At 42.6% G+C, this 20025-nt stretch carries 16 protein-coding genes; 10 read left to right on the top strand and 6 right to left on the bottom strand.

Annotation, left to right across the window (positions count from 1 at the left end):
* The first annotated feature begins 55 nt into the window (after positions 1–55).
* From R1T43_RS04495 to R1T43_RS04515, 5 genes are all read left to right on the top strand, one after another.
* Positions 56–682 (top strand): hypothetical protein, encoded by a 627-nt coding sequence (locus R1T43_RS04495; protein ID WP_211071540.1) that lies wholly within the window; start codon positions 56–58, stop codon positions 680–682.
* A gap of 23 nt (positions 683–705) precedes the next feature.
* Positions 706–1398: a hypothetical protein gene (locus tag R1T43_RS04500; protein WP_317353309.1), complete on the top strand. Its 693-nt coding sequence runs from the start codon at positions 706–708 to the stop codon at positions 1396–1398.
* 189 nt (positions 1399–1587) lie between these two features.
* Positions 1588–3759 (top strand): hypothetical protein, encoded by a 2172-nt coding sequence (locus R1T43_RS04505; RefSeq protein WP_317353310.1) that lies wholly within the window; start codon positions 1588–1590, stop codon positions 3757–3759.
* On the top strand, positions 3756–4442 hold the full coding sequence (locus R1T43_RS04510; protein WP_317353311.1) for a hypothetical protein: 687 nt from the start codon (positions 3756–3758) through the stop codon (positions 4440–4442). The genes R1T43_RS04505 and R1T43_RS04510 overlap by 4 nt, the downstream gene beginning before the upstream one ends.
* A gap of 8 nt (positions 4443–4450) precedes the next feature.
* Complete coding sequence (locus R1T43_RS04515; protein ID WP_317353312.1) at positions 4451–5587, top strand: hypothetical protein; 1137 nt, start codon at positions 4451–4453, stop codon at positions 5585–5587.
* 133 nt (positions 5588–5720) lie between these two features.
* On the opposite strand, the gene R1T43_RS04520 is transcribed toward R1T43_RS04515, so the two are convergent.
* Both R1T43_RS04520 and R1T43_RS04525 read right to left on the bottom strand, forming a co-directional pair.
* A complete protein-coding gene (locus R1T43_RS04520; RefSeq protein ID WP_211071535.1) occupies positions 5721–6077 on the bottom strand; it encodes a RidA family protein in 357 nt (118 codons plus the stop codon).
* 41 nt (positions 6078–6118) lie between these two features.
* A complete protein-coding gene (locus tag R1T43_RS04525; RefSeq protein WP_317353316.1) occupies positions 6119–7201 on the bottom strand; it encodes an ADP-ribosylglycohydrolase family protein in 1083 nt (360 codons plus the stop codon).
* Positions 7202–7425: 224 nt separating this feature from the next.
* Between R1T43_RS04525 and R1T43_RS04530 the strand changes: the two genes are divergently transcribed.
* The 3 genes from R1T43_RS04530 (at position 7426) to R1T43_RS04540 (ending at position 11285) form a co-directional block, all read left to right on the top strand.
* On the top strand, positions 7426–8469 hold the full coding sequence (locus R1T43_RS04530; protein ID WP_317353319.1) for a UDP-N-acetylglucosamine 2-epimerase: 1044 nt from the start codon (positions 7426–7428) through the stop codon (positions 8467–8469).
* Between the two features lie 238 nt (positions 8470–8707).
* Positions 8708–9826, top strand: a complete 1119-nt coding sequence (locus tag R1T43_RS04535) for an adenosylhomocysteinase (RefSeq protein WP_317353322.1) — start codon at positions 8708–8710, stop codon at positions 9824–9826.
* Between the two features lie 193 nt (positions 9827–10019).
* Entirely contained in the window at positions 10020–11285 is a 1266-nt protein-coding gene (locus R1T43_RS04540) for a GGDEF domain-containing protein (RefSeq protein ID WP_211071531.1), read from the top strand.
* 11 nt (positions 11286–11296) lie between these two features.
* On the opposite strand, the gene R1T43_RS04545 is transcribed toward R1T43_RS04540, so the two are convergent.
* The gene (locus R1T43_RS04545; protein ID WP_317353325.1) at positions 11297–11554 is read right to left on the bottom strand and encodes a hypothetical protein; all 258 of its coding nucleotides are present in this window, start codon (positions 11552–11554) and stop codon (positions 11297–11299) included.
* Positions 11555–11808: 254 nt separating this feature from the next.
* Between R1T43_RS04545 and R1T43_RS04550 the strand changes: the two genes are divergently transcribed.
* Positions 11809–14952 (top strand): VPS10 domain-containing protein, encoded by a 3144-nt coding sequence (locus tag R1T43_RS04550; RefSeq protein ID WP_317353328.1) that lies wholly within the window; start codon positions 11809–11811, stop codon positions 14950–14952.
* Positions 14953–15235: 283 nt separating this feature from the next.
* On the opposite strand, the gene R1T43_RS04555 is transcribed toward R1T43_RS04550, so the two are convergent.
* Complete coding sequence (locus R1T43_RS04555; RefSeq protein ID WP_211071528.1) at positions 15236–16024, bottom strand: lipase family protein; 789 nt, start codon at positions 16022–16024, stop codon at positions 15236–15238.
* A 366-nt stretch (positions 16025–16390) separates the two neighbouring features.
* On the opposite strand from R1T43_RS04555, the gene R1T43_RS04560 reads away from it, so the two are divergent.
* Complete coding sequence (locus R1T43_RS04560; RefSeq protein WP_317353334.1) at positions 16391–17488, top strand: Gfo/Idh/MocA family oxidoreductase; 1098 nt, start codon at positions 16391–16393, stop codon at positions 17486–17488.
* Between the two features lie 207 nt (positions 17489–17695).
* On the opposite strand, the gene R1T43_RS04565 is transcribed toward R1T43_RS04560, so the two are convergent.
* Together R1T43_RS04565 and R1T43_RS04570 are read right to left on the bottom strand one after the other, a co-directional pair.
* Positions 17696–18940 carry an MFS transporter gene (locus R1T43_RS04565; protein ID WP_211071526.1) on the bottom strand — a complete coding sequence of 415 codons (1245 nt, stop codon included), beginning with the start codon at positions 18938–18940 and terminating at the stop codon, positions 17696–17698.
* Positions 18941–18961: 21 nt separating this feature from the next.
* Positions 18962–19972, bottom strand: coding sequence for a LacI family DNA-binding transcriptional regulator (locus R1T43_RS04570; RefSeq protein ID WP_211071525.1), 1011 nt, complete (start codon positions 19970–19972; stop codon positions 18962–18964).
* Positions 19973–20025: the final 53 nt, after the last annotated feature.

Consider the following 20025-nt stretch of genomic DNA (forward strand, 5'->3'; position numbering starts at 1 on the left):
CATAGGCATTTCACAAACAATAGAACCAGAGTACTTATGGTTAGGAGTTTGCGTAGTGAAGCAAGATGAAAGAATAGAACGGTATGTGCTAGGTAGAATGACACCGAGTGAAGAAGCGGAGTTTGAAGCTTACTTTTTGTCTAACCAAGCGTGTTTAGATCAACTAGAGCTTACAGAGCGCTTGTACAAAGGAATGCAAGCAAACAGTGTTGAGAAAATAACGCCTATGCAAAAAAAATCTCGAATGTGGAAGCAGCCTATACCACTTTGGGCCGCGGCAGCTGCAATGATTCTCGTTTTGTTAATGCCTACGCCGTTCAATACCTCTCAGCGCTTAGCACCCAACCCCGATTTAAATGTTTATCGCTTAGAAATGGCTAATGTTCGAGCTTCAGAATTTGATGCGGTTAAGGTGACTCAATCGGACAGCCAGCTCGTGTTTGCAATCTACGTTGATACTGAAATACCTGAATTTGATTATCCCAGTTATGGGTTCACGTTAACTAATCAAAAAGGAGAGCAAATGTTCACGACAAGCGCTTTACATTTAACCTCTACAAGCGAAATTTTCATCAACATGGGATTACAGCACGTCGAATCAGGAGTATACGATTTTGAAGTGTTGGGCTACAACGATATGACAAAAACACCACTGCATAGTGGATTAATACAATTTAATTAGTCAATGACTAGGAGCGGACCCTAATGACTTTATTCAAAAAAATGGTATCAAGTGTAGGACTGACATTATTACTTTTAACATTACTTGGCTGTTCGCATGACAGTGAAAAGTGCGACGACAAAGACGCTGAGTGCATGCTATCGAAAGTTACAGCTAGCTATACAATTAAATTTTTAGGTACTAACGATGTTTCACCTTCTGAAAACTTCGCTTTTCAGAGTCAAGATGGAAAGGCGTTAGGTGCTATGATCTTGGATAAAAAGAACGAAGCTGAAAAAATCGAAGAGGATTGTAGTTTAAAAGAAGCACTTAATAACAAACCTCAGCCATACATAAATGTAGAACTTGATTCCCCAAAATTACTGGAGCATTTTGAGGCCGACTACATAAGTTACGATGGTAATTGCTATGAAATTTTAGAAAATGACGGAAACATTACGGCTCTTCATATACCAGTATTAGATAACCCTAGCCATGAAACAGAAAGCAGTAATATAACGGGAGGCCTTCCCCATTCCATGCATATGTATATCTATCGCACAAAAAGTGAAAACGTGATGACGTATCGTGTTTTTCACAAAGGAGAGCAATTTAGTAACAACGGAGCTCATAATCACGATGGTGATGGTTCCCACTCGCACGATAAAGGGACATTTGAAGTTCAGAATCACAATACTACTCATGGCGGAGGCATAGGTACCGCAACCGCGAACTAGTTAGCTGTATTCTTACTTTGTAGTTGCGCTGGGCTAGAAGTTAAGCCTAGCTCAGCTTAATCCTCTTTTTATTATCCCGCCATTTGTATTGTCTCTCCCCTAAAAAATAAAAGTATTATTTAGGTGAGAGAATTATCAACGTGCATGCACTGCTCCTATATACCAATAAAAATGGATTGTGAGGGCAACATGAACGTGATTAATTCCGATTGCTATGCCAAATTTGGCAAGTCATTGAACCGATATAAAACCGCAAGTCGATTATCCTCAGTGTGTATTTTGGCAAGCTCTCTGTTTGGCTGTACTACTTTTCCTTATGTTGAAGATCCTCGCCCCGAATTCATAAGAGCGTGCACGATGTGTGAGTCAAGCGAAGTAGAGCTTCAGCGGGCAATGGCTTACGTCGATTACACTTACGACGGCTACCGCAGAAAGCTTTTAGAAGATGCAAAGCAAAGCCAAGATCTAAGCCAAGGCCTGATTGCTCTTGGCACAGTAACATTGGGTTTAGCAGCATTCGAGGCCAATATTGATACGTTCAAAGCGGCGGGGTTGCTCGGAGGAGGCGCCTATCATCTAGGTACGGCAAATGAAAATGTTGGCAGGCGTTCACAGTATATTGCTGGTATGCGAGCAATGGTGTGCATAAAAGATATTGTTAGCCCTATGGCGGGAATTACTAGTAATTATGAGCATATTCAAAAAAATGCCGAACGGCTTCGTAGCGCAATGGACGAGTACGCCATAGCGGCTGGAGACTTGACCAATAACATGAACCAACTCTTTCTTTATGATGACACCACCAAAAGTTTAAAAGCGGCAGCCCAAGCACAGCTAAAGGTGGTAGACAGCGACAGAGAACGGGCCGCACAGTTACTTCAAAGCACCAACACCTTGCTTGCAAAGTCTTCCACGATTGGGCCTAGGGTATTTGCGCAAGTGGATAACATTCGTGTCGCCGTTGACGAAGCCTTAACGTCAACATTGGCGAGTACAGATAATATCAGTTCTCATATCGCGTTATTGAGTGATTACGCACAGTATTTTACGCCTGGGCTAGACTTTGCTCAAATACTACAAACCACACTCGCTAGTGCGGGCAGCCCTGCTACCGATAAGCAGATGACTGATATTATTCAGCAGTCATTGAATAATCTTGATAAAGACTCAAAAGGAAACGCTGAGAACGTTAAAAATGCGATTATAGGCGTTTACGAAAAAGTTATTTCTAACATCAGTGCTGCCATGGGAGAGATACAAGCGAAGCGTCAAATTATGTTGGCAAGAGCCAGCGAATTAAATGGTTTATTGGCGATGCCCCTCAACTTAAATGAAACTACTTTTAAATCTTGTGGCGCCCTTACTGATAATATTACTACTCAGCTAAAACTCGATCATTCCTCATTAGAATTCACACAGGGCACTATTCAAACGGCCACTGTTGAAGTATCTGGTGGAACGAAGCCTTATACCGCACAGTTGACTAGAACACCTAACTCCTCGGTAAATGTTGCGACGGTGGCAAGAGGCTCAGGCATTATCGTTACGCTTACTAGCGAGGCAAAAGCGGGTGAAGTCTTTACGATTAAAGTGAAAGATAGCAGTACTCAGCACGCCATTATTAATGTATCGATTAAAGAGCCGGTTAAAAATAAGACAGCGAATAATAAAGGGGCGGCGAACGATGTAGAGATAACACAAGCCGCGTTGAAAAACTGCGAAAACAGCAAAACTAATATGTGGAATGAAACCTTCGGTGTTATTGGCTACCCGGTAATGGGAACACATGCGAATGGTATTGTTTTGGAAAACCCAGCGTTATTAGGAAGCACTATATCAGGAGAAATAGCGCTTGCCGGTCAGTTTTCTCTCCCCCCTGAAGCGAGGAATATAGAGGCGGTAAAAAGCGCATTGCTCGCGAAGCTCGCCACCGACCCTCTACTAAAAAGTCTACATTGTAAAAACATTACCAGTAACGAGAAGCTAACGCCTCATGCAAGCTTAGCAAATGCCTTGAGCTCAACACCAGATGTTTGCAAAGCCGATGACGATGTAGGAAGGCTAAAATGTGCATTACGCACGCCAATGGAAGCTGGAGATTGCGGTGATGATTTTACGTTAGCCTACTCGAATTTTAGTCAGGGCATACTGACCGTAACACTGCGTGACCTAGATTCAATTTGCCCAACACTTTATGTAGATAAAGTAGATGATTTAGTGGCTCAAGCAAAAGTGACGATTAACAAATCACTTAAGCGGTTTACAGGGGGGAATACATTAAAATACAGCGATTTGAAGTTCAGTAATTATGAGGAAATAAAAGCCAAAATTGACGGTTTACAAGAGGGGAAAGTGCAATGAGTTATATAAAAGTCATTGATACTAAAAAGTCAAAATACGACCAAGGCAGTGCGGTTGCATTAATACGCCGTACCCGAAAAAACCTATCCGTTGAGCACTATCTTGTAAGTTGTTTTCATCTATTTGGATTATTAGCGAAAAACGCAAAGCAGCCTTGTCAACAGGCCGTCATTGAGCATGACGGAAAAGTTATTGCGCATTATAACGATATTTGCGGAAGTATCGCCCCGCTAGGTACTGATACATGGAGCTTCGATGTGGCGTTTGCCAAAGTAGAGCCAAAGAACCTCAAACTTGTACGTAACGCTATTCCCGGTCCAGTACCAACAAAAATTTTGTATTACATGGATGAATTACCAAAGACCGCCATCATGCATAGTCCGCGCGCCAAAATCACTCTATCCAATGTATGTGCTAAAAGGGGTAACCAACAAATTGTTACCTATGGGCCCGAACTTAGCCGTCTTCAAGCGGTACATCGCCTTATTGCAAGCTACGATGGAGAGACAATGGCTGGAGATAGTGGTTCGCCTGTTCTCAGTGAAGATGGAGAAACACTATTGGGCATGCATATCGCTGGGAATGGGAGTAAGGGCTATATGCTTCCTGCTGTCGATTTTATTCAAAATGCCAACCGGTTTATTCCTAAATTTAATAACGATATTTTATCTTTAGATTTGTGAGGTGAATTATGGATTATCTTGATACCGCTATAGTGTTGACCTTAGTGATCATTACCGTTGCTGAGTTTTCAGCACTGACTACCGATAAGCTCATGTCTATGATGGGTTCTCGAACCCGTGGCTATGACTATTGGTGTGAATGTGTAGTTGAAGAAGTCCGGTTGTCTTTAATACATGATGTCGATTTTACTGCAGCACAAAGCGCACATGTGCTAGAAAAGCTTAATATCTTAATGGCATATGAGCGTGAAAAGACAAAGCCATATTTAAATAGGTCAGTATTGTTGAATAATATTTTATCGTCAGCCAGTAAAGTATCAGCACCAAAAATGGCTGATAAATTAGCGCAAGTATTGCCCGATAGAATAGCAAAATGCGATCACAGTGCCACAAGTCGATTTCGTTTGAGGACTGGCATTAAAGTGGCTTGTGTTGCCACCATTGTTGCCTTGGCATTAAATATCAGCAGCTTGTCATTGATAAATGAGCTTGAAAATACTGATGCCGAAGATATGACCCGTCTTCAAAGTCAAATTGAGAGTTTAAACACTAGGCTTGAGGCAGAGGACGACCCGACTAACGCAGGGGCGATAATGATTGAGTTAAGAAGTAGGTTAAATCAACGCTCCGATTTAGAGAGTAAAACATTTTCAGTTGGACCCATAGCGCCAAGTATAAATCGAATGTCTATTGAATGGATTTTTGGCTGTGTGTTGACGGGATTGCTCGCTGGATTAGGTGCGCCATTTTGGCGTCAACAATTAAGTAGGCTAATGACGCTGAAAGACCTTAAAGAGCAAGTTTCAGTAGATAAATCGGCGGAGGGTAATGATGGCGAGGCGCCAGAGAATCAATGGGGGGACGCCTCAGTTAATGAATCTGCAACCAAAGACTCCGCAATAAATGTACCTTCCGGTGTCACCGGAAAATTTATTCCAACAAATATAAGTTGGGATCCTTTAAGCAATCAAATTGACTTGGACGTCATTGCACAAGGGAAGCCAGAGCGCGTATACACGCCGGAAGAATTAATGCATACATTACGTTTAAGATTGGCCCCTCAATATAAAACAAATCTTGCTGCGGTAAATATAAGACCAGAATCACTGAAGAAATTGGCGAACAGTTTTTTTTCCAGTAACTAAAGTGGGGTTACTGCATAGACTGCTTCATTTAAACATGAAGGTTGCGCACCTTTGAAGTTCGCCACTAATGTGTCTTGATGGCGAGTGGTGATTAATTCAAAGGTGCAACGCAGCCTTGAATAAGCGCTATGGCCTATTCACACTTCTCAGCCGCGACTACCGTTATTTCAACCAACAAAGCTTCACGAGCCATGTTAGCGGTAACGCAAGCGCGAGCTGGGGCATGTCCTTCTGGTACCCAGTTATCCCAAACGGCGTTCATCTCGGCAAAGTATTCCATGCTTTTGATGTAAATAGTGGCTGATAGGATATGCGCTTTATCGCTACCCGCTTGTGCTAGCAAGGTATCTACTTTATCTAACATAGTTTGGGTTTGTTCAGTAATACCTTGGGTTGCATCTGCGCACACTTGGCCGCATAAATAAATAGTGCCGTTATGTTTTACTATACGGCTCATACGCTGTTTTGTTTCTATTCGCTCTATGGTCATTGCTAAGGTGTCCGTGCTTTAAATCTAAAAGTTTAAATGGTTTAATTCTCATTTCTACAAGCTTGCTGAATTTCATGCTCTATTTCTTTTGCATCAGCAAGTTGTTCAAACATGTCGCGAATTGGTGCGCCTTCAATCAAACCCATGAGTGTACCTAATACAAAACCACGGTGCACGTTATCCCCTCCTACATTGGCGTTAGCGGTGAGTGCTTTTTTTCCATCGGCTATGTAGCGGTAGGCAAAATACAGCACACTGGGCCATGCATCAGAAATGTAGCAGGCGGGAGAGAATTGACGGCCCACTATTTCGATATCACTTTTATTCTTGGCGATCAGCTTTGCCAAAGACAGGTGGCTCCCTCGCAAGGCAATATCTTCAAGTATGTCTTGAGGAGATTCATTCGTGCGATAGAGCAATCGATACAGCAGCTCGACATAATAGTCACACACTACACCAAGCTCGTCACTGGGGTGAGTTAAAAACAAATGGTTTCTGCATAGGTTTTGAATATCATTCAGGTCATCACCTTTTAACGCGCAACTTAGGGCTAAAGGCCCAATGGTAACAAGGCCACCTATAGATGCCGTATCGTGGGTAACTGCGGCGCATTTGTCGGCAGGTTTACCGTCCACTAGATTTGCAAAAAAGCCCCTATGATACGATTCCGCGTAGGTATCTGGGTGGGCGGGCTTGTCTGCACACACCAGCTTGATGTACCCATCTAAAAAAGCAGCTTGTTGATAGTGCGGTACTGAAGCGTTAAGTACCACTCTTGCACAATGAGCATTCAGGGTATTTTCACCCGCTTTCATACCCTGATGATAATGCTGGTTAGCACCAGTCCAATATTGTCGTTTACCTTTTAAGATAACATCGCCCACAATGTCTTTCTTTTCCTGCTTAGATACTTTGGACCTCCCACCTTCGCTGGTGGAATGCAGTGACATTATAGAGGAGGGGTGAAATGACGGTGCGTCTTCGAACTGCTGAATGCCGCCGGGAAAATCTTTTAAAATGTCGGCAGGGTTATAATACCAATGTACTGGCATTGCCAAAGCGTCAGCAATAAATGCATTTTTTAGCGCCGCGATTACCCGTGATTTATATAATTCAGATGACACTTAGTTTTCCCCTTAAAGGCTAATGCACTTATTGGTTTTGTCTAATACGCAACAAGTAAAATAACATCGAATGATTAGAGGGTTTAATACGTGGTTTGATTGAATATTGATCGCAGGGTGGGCGTTTCTAAAAGCCATTTGCTAAAAAGTGACAGTCTCATTACTATTCTTTTTTTGGTTTGAGTTTTAGTGTGGGTTTTAGTTTGAAAATAAAGGGTAAAGATATGCATGCATCGCCATCAAGTACCGTAGGGAAACCTTTAAATTTTCTATTGTATGTAGAGCAAAATTACTCCTTCGATATTCTTCGACCCATACAAAATGAAGCGAAAAAGCACGGTCATCAGGTTAAGTGGTTGGTGGTGGGAAATGATGCGTCTAAACACTTTTTACATGAAAATGAGCAGGCATTATCTTCTATTGAACAAGCTATAAGCTTTAAACCTGATGCGGTGTTTGTCCCCGGTGATAGAGTGCCCAATTTCATCCCCGGCATTAAGGTGCAGGTCTTTCATGGTCTTAATGAAAGCAAACGAGGCAATGTTTACCCTGAACGAGGGTTGTTCGACTTGTACTGTACAGAAGGGCCAGAACGCACGGGTACGTTAACACGCAGTAATAAAGGCCATTACAATGTAGTTGAAACTGGGTGGGTAAAGCTAGACTCATTATTCCAATATCAATCGTCAGAGCATTTCGATAAACCGCAGGTGCTATTTGGTTCCACTTTCTCTGCGTCCTTGTCTTGCGCTGAACTCGTCTATGAAGAGGTAAAGCGATTAAGTCAAAACGGGAGTTGGCAGTGGTTAGTCACATTGCACCCCAAAATGGCAGCGTCAACGGTTGAAAAATACAAAGCGTTAGAAAGTGAAAACCTAATGTTTTTTGAAAACAATCAAGTCATCGAAGCGTTGCACAGAGCGGATGTGATGATTTGTGATAACTCTTCTATTTTCCAAGAGTTCTTATTATTAAATAAGCCTGTCGTTACGGTAAATAACCGCGACCCACTCGATTGCTTTATTAACATCACAGATAGCAACGCGCTTGAGGGCGCAATAAAACACGCGTTGTCACCATCGTCTGAACTTATCGATAGCATAAAAAAATACGGGCCATCAATAACACCCTACCTAGATGGAAAATCGTCACAACGCGTGGTGAAAGCGGTGGAAGAAATGGTGGGTAGTCATTGGGTTGATAAAAAGCCTAGAAACCTACTAAGAAACTTTAAAATTAGAAAGAAACTAAACTATTGGAAGTTGTGATCAGGGCGTTCGATTTAGCGCGCTTTTGAAAGAGCGCCTGATCGGCAAGCGCTAACTTGAACCTTTCACCCAAACTAAGCTAGTTACAGCATTAGACATAAAAATGGATGATTGTGAAAACTAATTTCATGTAATTCAAGGTCTTGTTTCCATAGGTTAGTTCAACATTGATAGTTGTAGAGCAAAGATATTGTGGCGTACTATAGCGTTTTCTCCTTTTCGACATTAAGACTTCTCTATGTATCAAGATTTTCAAGCTGAGCTTTCCTGGGCCAGTTTACACATGCCGCGCACTCGTGAAGCTATTTCCTCTCTTCCCAGCTTAGACGGCATTAGGCTAGCCTGTAATATGCACCTTGATTTAAAGATGGCCCCTTTGGTTGAAGGGCTATTATCTCGTGGATGTGAGGTGTTTCTGACAACCTGTAATCCCACTACAGTTCAAGATGACGTAGTGAAGTATTTGGTAGATAAAGGGGCTACGGCTCACGCATGGCGAGATATGAGCAACGCCGATTGGTCAGATTCTTTTGATAACGCATTAGCTTGGCAGCCAACCCACTTGTGTGAAATGGGGGCCGATTTAACCACGCGTCTGCATGAAAAAGTGCAAACGAATGAAGCGGTTCCAAGCATTGTTGCGGGCTTAGAGGCGACAGGTTCAGGTATTACGCGATTAAACGGTATGCAGCCCGAGTATCCTATTTTTAACTGGGACGATTTACCGGTTAAAGAGGGCTTACACAATCGCCATATGGTGGGTTTGAGTGCATGGCAAACGTTTTTCCAAACCACTCATCTAACCCTGCATGAAAAAGTAGTAGTAGTCATAGGTTATGGTTTAGTAGGGCAGGGCGTTGCGGCATCTGCAAAAGCTTTTGGTGCACAAGTGCAAGTGGCAGAGCTAGACCCTGCTCGTGCGCTACAAGCTAAATATGATGGCTGGCCGGTGGTTGATTTGGGCATCGCAGTAGAAAATGCCGATGTTATTGCTACTGCCACAGGTGGTTACGGCGTGGTAAGTGCGAAACATCTGGATGCGATGAAAGAAGGCACCTTTATATTGAACGTTGGTCATGTAGCGCAAGAAATTGATGTGCCTTATCTTAAAGAGCATGCCGCCCACAGCGAGCCAATGCCTTACGTGAATGCTTATACCCTAAATGGCAAAACGCTATTCTTACTTGCAGATGGCTCTATGTTCAATCTGACAGCAGGCTATGGTGATAGCTTAAACGCTTTCGACGTAACTTTAGCTGTAATGGCTGCAGGCATTGGGCACATTGTAGGGGACGGTAGTACCCACCCAAATGGGCTATATTTATTACCTGAAAAGGCATGGAAAGCGGCGCTTTAGGGCGCCAAATTTTACCACCATGGGTAAGGGTTTTATTTCGAAAAGTAAGCGAGCAGGGCACATTTACGCTAACATATACATAATTTAAAAGCGTAAGCACTGGACCAGTGTTGTCTGTTGCCGAGAGCGTTTCTTTTGCTAAGGCGCTGACTCAAGGTATAGCTAAAGGGAGTTGGGGGTATGGGAAAATAGTATGGTTCAAGCATCTTCTATCCCTTTGTTTATTACTGCCAGTATCTGCTTACTCTTAAGCTTTTTCTTTTTACTTTTATATTACCGCCTGACTTCCCGCCATGAAGAGTTTGTGAAGTATTACCTGATTTTCGCGCTCTCAGCGTTAACCAGTGGCATTTTTTTTGGTGCCTTCGCGGTGCTCGTTAACTCAAGCAATAACCTTATTTATCTTAGTATTTCTAACCGTATAACCGTTATTGCGGCAATGTTTACCATAGTGCTGAGCTTGCATTTTTACGTTGCTTTTTTTCAATACAAAGTGCCCACCTTCCTGAAATGGTGCTACGTCATTTGTGGTGTCTTTTCATTATTAACTTTGGTGCCTAATCCTTACTTTCTAGAAAATGCTTTCTACACAACATCTCAGTACTACACAGGCCTAAAGTATGGTGCGCTATTCCAGTTGTGGGGGGCATGGATATTAGTACTCGCCGCCTATTGTATATTCATACTCGTGAGAGTGTTTAATCGCCAGCGTGTTAGGCAAGAAAACAGCAATACGAATACAGTGTTGCTGCTGCTGATGGCTAACACCGTATGGGTGATTACAGGACTTTGCGATACGTTTACGGGCATTCAGGTAGTTGATTTACCGCCATTGAGTTGGATAGGCTCATTTTCGGTTACTTCATGTATCGCGTGGGTCTTGGTTTTACATATAGATGAACTTTATGAAGAAAGGCGCTTGCTAAGTAACCGCCTTATGTATGATCATTTAACCCAAGCATTCTCACGCAGTTATCTAGAAATACGTTTAACTGAAGCCGTGAACCTAATGCTTCGTAAAGAGTTGAAATGGCTATCAGTATGCGTATTTGATGTAGATGACTTTAAAAACATCAACGATCAATACGGGCATGCAAACGGTGATGCGTTGCTCACCCAAATTACGAATATTATCAAAGACAATATTCGGCAGTCTGATTGCATCGCACGGTTGGGCGGGGATGAGTTCGTCATTTTATTTGCCAGTAAACAGGATGAAAATTACGCTCCTGCTACTGTCGAGCGAATTCGAAAACGCATTGCTGAAACAGGCTTTGGGAAAGGGGATTGTTCATTTAGTGCGTCTTGTTCGTTTGGTATAGTCAGTGTTGCCCCTGACCAGCTAACGATGGCCGATTTGCCGAACCAAATGTTATCAAGCGCAGATGAAGCCTTGTATAGCGCCAAGCATAAAGGAAAGAATGCTGTGGGTATTGCTACTCTCAGTGATTTTTCCTGACCTTACAGAAATTAGTCGACATCCCCCTTTTCGTTATCATCTTGGTTTATGTCTTCTTGACCGCTTTTTTCTTGCTTGGCCTCGGTAACCATTTCGATTGTGTGCTGCACTTTGGGGTCGGGTAAAATCATCTGCATCAACATACCGAATACTATTGCTGCACCTTTTTGTTTTCTGGCCCATAAATACATGAGAACAAAGAAGCCTACAACAAAAGTGAAACCTACAAATACGCTAAGTGCAAGCAAGGCATCGCTATAAAAATCCATATTGCACCGCCTTTTCCAATTCCACTTATATGTATAGATGCGACAAGACGCTGTATTTGTCGTACCAATTAAAATCCTTTCCCTGAGTTTTAATGGTAATGTTTAAAAAAAACACAAGTGCATGAACTCATTAAGGTAATGCGAATGACTAATGAATTAAATATTTAAGCCTTTACCGTATGGCTAAATACGTTGCACTATATAAATCATAAGAACCTATCCTTAATAAACCACTAAATATAAAAAGGCCTTCAATGATGACATTACGGCGAACACTAGCCGCTTTAGTAGTATCTATTAGCACGCTGGTTAGTCTCTCTTTTCCCGCAATTGCGTTAGAAGATACTGTTAACCCGAAGCTTTTCGAAAAAATGGAATATCGTAATATTGGCCCTTTTCGTGGCGGTCGCTCTGTTGCCGTTTCAGGTGTTGATGGTAACCCCAACCTGTATTATATGGGCGCCGCAGGTGGCGGTGTCTGGAAAACAGATAACGCCGGTTTATCTTGGAAGCCGTTGTCAGATAAGCACTTTGAAGTAGGTAGTATTGGCGCTATTGCTATTGCACCTTCCGATCACAATGTTATTTATGTAGGCACAGGGGAAGGACCTATTCGCGGTGTAACTACCAGCCATGGTAAAGGTGTATATAAGTCTACCGATGCAGGTGAAACATGGGAGCTAGTCGGTTTAGAAAACCGTGGTCAAATCCCTAAAATTCGCATTCACCCCACCAATCCAGATATAGCGTGGGCGGCTGTTCAAGGTAATATTTGGGCGCCAAATGAAGCTCGCGGTGTGTTTAAAACTACCGATGGCGGTAAAAGCTGGAAGCATGTGCTTAAAGTTAATGCCGACACGGGTGCTGCAGATTTAGCACTCGACCCGTCTAACCCTCGAGTGTTGTACGCCAGCATGTGGCACCACGGAAGAACGCCATGGTTTGTAAAATCAGGTGGCGACGGTGGCGGCATTTATAAGTCCACCGACGGTGGCGAAACTTGGGATAAACTAGAGAAAGATTTACCCAAGCTTATCGGAAAGGTTGGAATTGATATTTCTGCCTCAAACCCTAAGCGCGTTTACGCCATTATTGAAGCTGACAAAGGTGGCTTGTATCGAAGCGATGATGCTGGTGCTTCTTGGCAACTAATGAATGGCGACAATATTCTTAAAGCCAGAGCCTGGTATTACAATCATATTAAGGTCGATCCTAACGACGAAAACACCCTGTACGTGATGAACGTACAGTTGCATAAATCTATTGATGGCGGCAAAACCTTCGAAATAAAATCATTGCCACACGGTGATACCCACGATATGTGGATAAACCCTGAAAACAGCCTAAATATGATTAATGCCAACGACGGTGGGGCAACCGTAACCTTTGATGGTGGCAAGTCTTGGTCTAGTATTTACAACCAACCTACTGCGCAGTTTTACCGTGTAGTAACCGATAACCTTGAACCCTACCATGTTTATGGCGGCCAGCAAGACAACACCACCATGGCAACCCCTTCTTCTACTTATGACAGTGGTATTGGTATAGCAGAGCAGTTCGCCGTAGGCGGTGGAGAGAGCGCACATATTGCATTTGATGCAAACAACCCAACGCTGATTTACGCCACCACTATCAATGGCACCCTAACCGAGTTTAATAAAGATACAGGGCTTACTCGCCCTATCATGCCTTACCCTGAATATGTGTTTGGGCGAAACGCACGGGATCAAAAATACCGTACCAACTGGAATGCTCCGGTATTGGTATCGCAGCACGACCCCAAAACAGTGTACTACGGTACACAAATGATATTGAAAACCACTGATAGAGGCGTTAATTGGCAAGAAATCAGCCCAGACTTAACGCGCAACGATGCCGAAAAGCAGGGCTTAAACGGCGGGCCTATTACCAACGAGCAAGCTGGGGCGGAATACTACAATACGGTTTTCTATATTGCAGAATCGCCAGCGAACGCGGGTGAATTATGGGTAGGTGCAGATGATGGCAAGTTACATTTAACCAAAGATGAAGGCAAAAACTGGAAAGACATAACGCCTCACAAAAAAGAAGCTCAAGTTAACGCGATTGAGCTAAGCGTTCACGCTGAAGGTAAAGCCTATGTGGCCGTTACCGGCTATAAATTGAATGACTATAGGCCTTATATTTATAAAACCGAAAACTATGGGAAACGCTGGACTCGTATAGATAAAGGCTTGCCGGAAGATGCGTTTGTTCGCGTGGTACGCGAGGACAAGCAGCACGAAGGTATGCTGTTCGCGGGTACAGAAAGCGGTATGTTTGTTAGTTTCGACGATGGTAAAAACTGGCAAGAAATGGCGCTTAATTTACCACCTGTTGCAATAACCGACATGCAAGTCAAAGGTGATGACTTGGTTGTGGCAACTCAAGGTCGTGGCTTCTGGATTTTAGATGACATAAACCCGCTGCGTGAAGTGAGTAGTTCGTTACACAACGAAGCGCTGTTTCAATTTAGCCCTGTTGATGGAGTGCGTTTATTATCGGGCGGTAATATGAGCGGCCAACCAGAAGCGAAAAACCCCGCTCGTGGTGCAAGGTTCCGTTACTACTTAAAAGATGAACTTGAAGAGAACGACAGTCTTCGCATCGATATTTTTGATTCGAAAAATCAACTCGTGCGCACGTTATCGTCAACCGCAGATGCGTTTGAAAAGTGTGCGAAAGGTAATGAAGATGCACGTAGCCCGTTGAAGTTTAAACACCCCTCTACAAAAGCAGGCTACAACCAGTTTGTGTGGGACTTACGCCGTTCACCATTGCATTGTATTGATAATGTAAAACTGTTTGGTGGATGGAAAGGCGCTAGGGTAATGCCTGGCGACTATAAAGCCACTATAACCGTAGGCGAGCAGTCTCAAACCAGAGCCTTTAAGGTATTACCTGATCCTAGAGAAGAAGCAAACGCTGCGCAACTTCAGGTTGTAGAACAAAGTATTCAAGCTAGTGAGACCTTACTAAATGAACTGTTTGAACATTTGCAAAAAGCCCGGAACGTGCGTAAAACGCTCAATGGGGTTATTGAGTCGAATGTGGTACTGGCCAGTGAAGTATCGGCCTCTATTGACCGTATTATTAGCGCAATTGATGACTGGGAGGCTTTGGTGATTCAACCTAAGCACCAAACGTTTGAAGATGATATTAATTGGCCTAACATGTTAGATAGGCAAGTGCGCTTTTTAATGGATAACTTCGATAGAACTGGCGCGCCAGCGCAAGCTGGTGCAGTGCAACGTTTAGAAGATTTAGAAGCAAGATGGCAAAAGTACAAACTGCAGCTAGAAGTTCTATTTAACGAAAACGTTAAGCCAGTAAATGAAGCGCTTGCTGAAAAAGGCGTTTACGATTTAGACAGTTTGTAGGCTGCTTGTAAGCCGGCTAAGTCCATAAGGTATGGTCCTTAAAGTATGGCCCATAAAATTGGGCCTATTAGATAAACGCGTTAAATGATTGCGTTATATAGGATGTATCAATTAAGCGATTGGTGCGGTGACAGGTGTTCGATAGCACTTTCGAGCGCTCTAAACACTTGGCCTAAAGTAAAAATTATCGATATATTTTGTACATTTAAACAAAAACCGACTTAACGTCGGTTTTTTATTTTTGTAAGCTCAATGTATTTTAGACTTCTCGTATAAGCATGCCCTAATGCTCATCAAATAATGATTTATTTCTAATGTACTTTCGCATGTAGTGGTAGGTAATAGGCCGAAGTAACCAACTACGTAACGATTTTAAAAAACGCTCGTGCGTGGGCGTGTTTTCATAAATTTGATCATCATGCAGCCACAGCATTTTACCTACATGCCAAAAATAGAAAGGAAAGGGGGGCATAAACGTGACTACGTCTAAGTCGCAACAAATACGATATGTTTTATGGTGTAACAGATAATTTTTGTACCACGAACGACTGCCTACTGCAGGTTGACCAAAGGTCACAACGCGTTTAACGGCTTTCGCATTTTTTCGTTCAAAATAATCGGCCATTAATACTGCCACTGCGCCGCCGGAAGAATGCCCGATAAACGTAAAGCGCTTACCTTGTTGTTGCAAAGGTTCTAGTACTTTTACTAGTAGCTCCTGTAGTGGTAGTGCTTGGTCAATCGTTTTAGTACTTGAATACATGGGTTGATGAAGCAACCGGCTAAAACCCCAATGCACATAGAATTTTTTATCTACCTGTTGGATTTTAGCCGGCAAGAAGACCAGATTTGCTAACCAGTCTTTAAGACCTAGTGAGCCTCTAAATACCACGATAGCTTCTTTCTTTTTATCTACCCATAATATTCTCACACTCATCCGGCCATATTTATCGACTAAATGACGTTCGTAAAAGGGTTTAAGTATTTGACGGTAATGCGCTTCGGCGTCGGGATAGGCAAGTTGGCAAAGAATAGCATATCGTTCATATTGATAGCGTTTCAGCTTTTTCATAGAAAACTATATCAACTCGCTTTGCTCTGTATTGTGATCTGAATAGATTCACACACAATTACTCGAATTCTATAAAGCTACAGCGCTTTTATTTCAGTGATATTACGCACAGAATAATGAGGGCGAATAAAAGAAGTCACGTAGAGGGCGGAATAAGCAGGGCGAACAAAAGAGGAGAAGTAAATCATCATAACCAGGCTACAAAACCGCAGTATGCGAAGCTCATAAAAATGCTGATACACCATTGATTGCAATCAAAGTCGTCCCCGAATAAAACGCAATAATGCGGTGCGGTAAAGTGATCTAACTGTATATAAATCCCCCTATTAATTACATGGGAATACAGGTCTTCACTAAGGAGTTTTTATGTCAAACGTGACACGTCGCCATTTTATTCGTATGACAGGGGCTGGTTTATTGGCCGCTCATAGTCCGTTCTCCTTGGCATTAGGAAGCTCTCAATCGCAGAGAAAGTTGGGCGTTGCGTTGTTAGGGTTAGGAAATTACAGTGCTAATTTACTTGCACCAGCACTTCAGCATACCGAGCATTGTGAACTACGCGGCATTATTACCGGTACAGAAAGCAAAATTTCACAGTGGCAGCGTAAATACGGTATTCAGGATAGCAATGTGTATACCTACGATACTTTGGATGAGATTGCGAATAACAAAGATATTGATGTTATTTATGTCGTTACGCCAACTGGTACACATAAAGATTTTGCAGTAAAAGCCGCGAACACAGGAAAGCACGTTTGGTGTGAAAAGCCTATGGCCATGGACAGTGACGAATGCCAAGCCATTATAGACGCATGCAACAAGAATAGCGTAACGCTATCTATTGGTTATCGCATGCAGCATGAGCCAAACACACGCACTTTTCATCACTATCTGCAAAGCATGCCTTATGGGAAGTTCAAAAAGGTATCTAGCTTTGCTGGTTACGCAGGGCAAGGTAGAGACGCTAACAATTGGCGAATGCAAAAACAGATGGGAGGTGGAGCGCTTTATGACATGGGAGTATACGCTATAAATAGCGCCCGTTTTTTAACAGGCAAAGAACCATTGTCTGTTACAGGTAGTCATCCTCCCCAGCGTTTCCCCAATAAATTTACCGACGTTGATGAAACTACTATGTTTACCATGGATTTTGGTGATGGATTGGTGGCTGATTGTGGTACCAGCGTAGTAACAGAATTTAACCACTTTAAAGCGGACTGCGAACAAGGTTGGTATCAGTTAAAACCCATGCAAAGCTACAACGGTGTAACGGGTACAACCTCTGACGGGAAAATACTTGAGCCTATTAAGGGCATGCAACAAACCCTTCAAATGGACAATAATGCTTTAGCCATACTTACTGGTCGACAACCGCTAGTAACAGGAAGCGAAGGGCTAGCCGATATTCGCATTGTTAATGCAATATTTCGCGCTGCACAAACCGGAAAGTCGGTGCCGGTTTGAGTGGTGGTTAGACACAATAGACCGACTACGTCGTATAAATCGCTACCAGCTTGTATTCTTCGGTGGGAGTGATTGTCGTTCATAAACACCTCTTTATTTATAGTAAGAATACTTAACTAAGAGGTGTCTAAGAAAGCAGTGGCGATTCAAATAAAAAGGCAATCAATAAGGTACTAGCCTTCTTTGGCCTGGAATAAATTCACCTATTTAACGGCCATAGGCAACGCAGGACGGGTCAACTTTCTTATCAGAAGTGAGTACAAATGCAGACACTAAAACGAAAAATAATACGGTAAGCCCAATAATTTTGTACGCATCGGCGAAGCCAATTCCATCGTACAACATGCCAAGTAATACTGATAAACCACTGGCAGCAACTTGTCCCATAAATTGAAAGCCGACAATATAAATAGTCGCCGATAGTCTAGCGTCAAATATCGCTGCAATATATTTAAAGATTGCTACCAGCATAATAGGTAACTCTGCGGCGTGTAAAAGCTTCATGGCTGAAATTGAGATAGGGTCTGCAGCATATCCTGAACCTATAATACGTAACGCCATAATTGCTCCACTTAAGAGCAGTCCGTTTTTCGCGCCAATTTTATTTACGATGAATGGTGCAATGAACATACCGCCAGCTTCAAGAAAAACCTGAAACGAATTTAGGTAACCATACATAGCATTCCCTTCGGCTTTAGTGGGAAATTGAGCTGCAAAATAGACGGCGAATTGTTGGTCATAAACACCGTAAATGCATGAAACCCCAACAACCCAGGTAGCAAAAGCCCAGAACTTACGCTGACGAAATAGACCAAGGGCGTCACTTAATTTCAATGAGTTAGCTTGCTTGGAAATATCTAATTCTTTCGCAGTATTTTCACTTATTTTAACGAAGTAAAGACATGACAAAAATATTAACGCACAGAAGCTAGCAAGCACAAAGTTCAAGCTTGCAGATACATTAAAGATTTGACCCGTAAAGAAAGTCGCAATAGCCCAGCCTACAGAGCCCCACATGCGAGCTTTACCAAATTCGAACCCTGTTGAACGGCCAACTCTTTCAATATAAGTTTCGACAGCGCCAACACCGGCAAAAAAAGCAGTAGAGCAATAAAAGCCTCCTACTATTGCGCCTAAATAAAGAGAATGCGTAAGTAAAGGTGTGTATATATAGATAAAAAATGGGCCGCTGAGTAGCAGCATTGCTCCAATAAACCAGAGTAAGTTTTTACGCATACCTAATTTATCTTGCAGAAAACCGTAACAGGGCATTATAAAAAGAGCGGTTAAAGCATTAATGCTAAAAACTAATCCTGTTTCTGTACCGCCTAAACCAATCGACTGATTCAGCCAAATTGGGTAAATCGAAAAACAAAATGACCATGTTAAAAAAAAGCTAAGTATGCAACCGCTGAGTAACCAGTAATTGCGTTTTGATATGGCATCGGTCATTAGTTTTCCTTGGTTTTGATGTTAGATTGCGCGGTGCGAATCACGCAAAAGTAATTGCCCGCTAATCTCTTGGGTTTTAGTGTTTATTTGTAATGCTTTATCAATAGCTATTTGTGCGGCAATTTGCCCCATGTCAAAATACGGAAGGCTTACTGTAGTGAGTTTCGGCACAAGGTTTTCTGCAATCAATTTATAATTGTCGTAACCAACGATTGAAATAGTTTCAGGTATTTTGTACCCCATTTTTCGAATAAGCATAAAAACACGCATCGCCATTTTGTCGTTACCACAGCAGATGGCGGTAGGCCTTTCTGGCATAGACATAATGTCCTTTAAGACATCTGGGAGATTAGCAAACTCATCATCTGGGTTCTTACAAACACCCTCTACAATCAATTCGTTTTCAACGCTAAGCCCCGCTTCTTCGTGCGCTTTTCTAAAGCCCTTTACTCGAAGTGGGGTTGCGGTCATCTCGTCAAATAATGTTAGGTAGGCAATTTTCTTATGGCCGGACTTGATCAATTCACTGGTGAGATTGAACGCGCCTAAATAATCGTCAGGTACTATTGTTGGATGTCTCAAAATGCTTTCGTAACAGTTGACCAATATAAGTGGGCACTTGTTGAATGACTCTTTAATGCTTACTTCTTTATGAGATACGGTAGCAAAAATGATTGCTTCAGCGCGTTGTCGCCTGAAATCATCAACGAGACGAGAAAAGCTTTTAACATTGCCACCTGACTCACCAATCATGAGCAACTTGCCATGCTTTTCGCACTCGTGCTGGATCCCCGCAATAATGTCGAACGAGTCAGGGGTAGTGGTCAGGTTCTCAGTTATAAGACAAACAATGCCTTTTTCCTGTCCTCTCAAGGCTTGAGCGGCAGCTGAAGGATAAAATTCTAACTCCTCCATGGCCTTGTTTACTTTCAGCCTTGTTTTAGCGCTTACACCTTCATAATTGGTTAGCACTCTTGACACTGTTTTGACTGATACACCAGCTTTTACGGCTACGTCTTTTATAGATGACATGAATATATACTGCGATGTGTTTATGGAGACACTAATTGTCTCACATTTGTTCG

Origin of the sequence: Alteromonas sp. CI.11.F.A3, assembly GCF_032925565.1 — a bacterium.
In the GTDB taxonomy this organism is placed as follows: domain Bacteria; phylum Pseudomonadota; class Gammaproteobacteria; order Enterobacterales; family Alteromonadaceae; genus Alteromonas.